At 58.4% G+C, this 2,137-nt stretch carries 1 protein-coding gene and 1 pseudogene; both read left to right on the forward strand.

All coding sequences use genetic code 11. From position 1 onward, the window contains the following. A pseudogene (locus tag HHL24_RS43200) lies at window positions 1–301 on the forward strand (helix-turn-helix domain-containing protein); the annotation flags it as partial. A 511-nt stretch (window positions 302–812) separates the two neighbouring features. Further along, on the forward strand, window positions 813–2,054 hold the full coding sequence (gene ltrA / locus HHL24_RS43205; RefSeq protein ID WP_169491332.1) for a group II intron reverse transcriptase/maturase: 1,242 nt from the start codon (window positions 813–815) through the stop codon (window positions 2,052–2,054). Window positions 2,055–2,137 lie beyond the last annotated feature (83 nt).

Genomic DNA, 2,137 nt, shown 5'->3' on the forward strand with positions numbered 1-2,137 from the left:
GCCGCAGGACGGGCGTATTCAGGCAGAACGTGAGGCGCCGCCCAACAAATTGAGTGAGGCGCAGCGTCAGGCCGTGCTTGATGCGGCCAACCGCCCGGGTTACGCGAGCCTGACGCCGCACCAGATCGTGCCGAAGCTGGCCGACGAAGGGGTTTATCTGGCCAGCGAATCGACGTTCTACCGGATCCTGAAAGCGGCGGGACAGGGCCAGCGTCGGGGCCGTGCGAAGGCTGCGCAACCACGCACGCTCACGACACATCGTGCCGATGGCCCAAACCAGGTGTGGTGCTGGGACATTAGTGTGCCGCAGCAAGCGGCGTAGGAGATGAGGGTTGGCCCCTCGCAATCGGCTTGCAGGAGCGGGTTGCAAACCACCATAAGCGGCGCTGGTCAAAAGCCAGGGTCGTGAGCGTTATGGAAAAGGTGCCAGGAGGCATCAGGTATGGATCAGGAAGACGAACAACCGTGAACTGCCGTTCAAGTGTCGAAACTACTCAGACGACATCAAAACTGGGGAGTGATGTTGCCCCACGATTAGTCTGGCCGTTACCTGCTTACGGGCCAGGCGGTGTCCGGCATAGAGGCAGCGTCAGCCTGATCCTGGCTCTTACGCTGAACTGCGGGAACCTTCGGTGGCGATGTAAAGCGAAAGGCACAAGCCCGAAAGGCGAGGCCGACAGTAGCGATGCGCCACCAAGGGACGGAGCAGCTCGTAGTAGTGATGAAGCCGCTGTAATGGTGGTGGAGCGAAGGGGCTGCGTCATCCGGGCGTTGGGTTGTGTCAACCGTGTAAGCGGGAGGAGCGCAGCCCAATGACCAAGCCGTATGACATTCCTAAGGCGCTTGTCTGGGAAGCTTATCAAAGTGTTAAAGCAAACGGAGGATCGGCAGGCATAGATCGCGAAACTCTGGCGCATTTCGAGAGTCGCCTGAGCGACAACCTGTACAAGCTCTGGAACCGTTTGTGTTCCGGGAGCTACTTTCCACCTCCAGTCAAAGGCGTGCCCATCCCGAAGAAGTCTGGCGGGGTGCGCATGTTAGGTATACCGACGGTTGCGGACAGGGTGGCGCAAACGGTGGTCAAGCGTCTGCTTGAGCCAGTCATCGACCCCGTGTTTCACGCCAATTCCTATGGTTATCGTCCCGGGCGCTCAGCGCACGACGCGATTGCCATGGTGCGGAGGCGAAGCTGGGAATATGACTGGGTGGTCGAGTTCGATATCAAAGGCCTCTTTGATAACATCGATCACGAGTTGCTCATGCGGGCGCTCAAGAAGCATTGCCAGACGCCATGGGTGCTGCTGTACGTCGAGCGTTGGCTGAAAGCGCCGATGCAAGCGCCGGACGGCACGCTTGTGGAGCGGACACGCGGCACGCCGCAAGGCGGAGTCGTCAGTCCTTTGCTGGCCAACCTGTTTCTGCACTACGCCTTTGACAATTGGGTAAGCCGACATCTTAAGAGCGTGCGTTTCTGTCGCTATGCAGATGACGGGGTCATTCATTGCCGAAGTCTGGCGCAAGCCAGGTATGCGTTGGCGAGGGTTGGTGAGCGCTTCAGGCAGTGTGGACTCGAACTGCATCCTGAGAAAACGCGGATTGTGTACTGCAAGGACATCAATCGGCAGGGAGACTTCCCGTGTGTGCAATTCACGTTTCTTGGTTATACCTTCCGACCGCGCAAAGCGGTCGACAAGTATGGCCGCATCTACGTGAACTTCGCCCCGTCTGTCAGTCGTGACGCGCTCAAAGCGATGCGGCAAACCATACGCGGGTGGCACCTTCAGCTGAAATGTGACAAGAGCCTGGCCGATCTGTCGGCCATGTTCAATCCGGTACTCCGGGGCTGGCATCAGTACTACAGTCGGTTCTACGGATCGGCTATGTCCGCCGTGTGGAAACACGTGAATGCGTACCTGACACGCTGGATGATGCGTAAGTACAAACATCTTGCTCGGCATAAAACCAGAGCAGGGCACGCTCTTGGGCGGCTTGCGCGGAAGTTTCAAAATGCCTTCGTGCATTGGAAACTGGGATGTTTGCCAAAGGCTGGATGATGGGAGCCGGATGAATCGAGAGGTTCACGTCCGGTTCTGAGAGGGGCCGTGGGTGCAATTCCCACGGTCTACTCACCCGTGGA

The organism is Paraburkholderia polaris, assembly GCF_012927345.1.
Lineage (GTDB): Bacteria > Pseudomonadota > Gammaproteobacteria > Burkholderiales > Burkholderiaceae > Paraburkholderia > Paraburkholderia polaris.

Coding starts and splice junctions, on each gene's coding strand:
- ltrA (WP_169491332.1), top strand. CDS start 813: ATGACCAAGCCGTATGACATTCCTAAGGCGCTTGTCTGGGAAGCTTAT.